At 56.2% G+C, this 1,332-nt stretch carries 1 protein-coding gene; it reads right to left on the reverse strand.

Features of this window, described 5'->3' with window-relative positions; genetic code table 11:
- Nucleotides 1-1,271 (reverse strand): class I SAM-dependent methyltransferase (locus ACFPN2_RS21350; protein ID WP_380600368.1); only part of this gene is annotated, 1,271 nt, incomplete at its 3' end.
- Nucleotides 1,272-1,332 lie beyond the last annotated feature (61 nt).

A 1,332-nucleotide genomic window follows, 5' to 3' on the forward strand; every position in this document is an offset into this window, starting at 1 on the left:
TCAAGCTCCGTACGGGGCGGAACGTACTCTCCCAGTTCTTCCGGTCGTCCCTGTGGGTTCGGTAAAGCACGACGGTCGACCTTACCGTTCGGCGTAAGTGGCAGTTGTTTCAGCACCATCCAGGCCGATGGCATCATGTACTCAGGTAAACGTTCTCTTAAATACTCGCGAAGCTGCGGAATGAGTTGCTGCCTAAATCCGTTCTCCAATGGGTCGTTGGCGTAGTCGCTCCAAGGCCTCTGATCCTTTGGCAGCGGCTGCAGCCTCTGAGGTATCTGTCCGACGTAGGCGCGATCTATCAACTCGACCTCGAAGCATCCTAGTGAGTCCGAACCTCCCCAGCTCACCTGAATTTCGTAGTCATACGCCTGGGCCAACTCCCAAAATTTCTCAGGCTCGGTCGCCTCAGCCTGCATCTCGCTCAGTTGGCGACGAAGTGCACTCGCCTCCATCTGCTCATCGCTCGTCTCGATCAGCTTCTGCGCCGATATCTCTTTTGATAACCGACCGTTCGGTATCTCACTCAAGCGAACCGCGCGCCAGCGCCGCTCGCGTAGCGCCGATTCGAGCTTAGCAACGGATCCAACCGCACTATTCCATTCCAGCTGTTCGCAGATCGCATGCGCCGCCCTCTGTTCACCAACGTGCAACACTACATCGTAGCGATAACGCGTCAGCTCATTCGGCGCCAACCCGCGCTTCAATTGCACATCCGCCATACTGATGCTCGCCACTCGCCCAACCAGCACCTGAAAAAACTGCGGATCAATCACCAATTCCTTGTCCTGCGCAATCGCACGTGAGATGCGCCCTCGCAACTGCCCGACGCGGACGTTAGCGGCCGCCTTGTTCAGCTGCACCGACGCGTGGAACATCGACAGCAAGCCAAGATGACGAACGTCTCCGATGAAGATCCGACCACCTGGACTGAGCAGCCGAACTGCTCCTTGAATAACCGTCAATAGATACTCGATGTCCGGAAAATATTGAACCACCGAGTTCAGCACTACCGTATCGAAAGCGCCAGACTCTAGATCCTCTAACTCGGTTGCCAAACGTTGCATTAGCCTCACGTTTCTGAGGTCATCCCGCCCCCGTATCCACGACTGCAACTGCTGGATTGCCGATGCTGAGAAGTCCACCCCAACATACGCTGAACACTGCGGCGCCAGATGCTGCAATAACAACCCCACGCCACACCCTATCTCCAATACCCGCCGCGGTTGCAATGATCGAATTCTCTCCACCGTGCAGGATAGCCACTCCTGCATCTGCACTTCGGGGATCGGTTGACCCGTGTAACTACTGTCCCAGCCAATATAGCTCGGACCC

Source organism: Steroidobacter flavus, assembly GCF_042651805.1.
Lineage (GTDB): Bacteria > Pseudomonadota > Gammaproteobacteria > Steroidobacterales > Steroidobacteraceae > Steroidobacter > Steroidobacter flavus.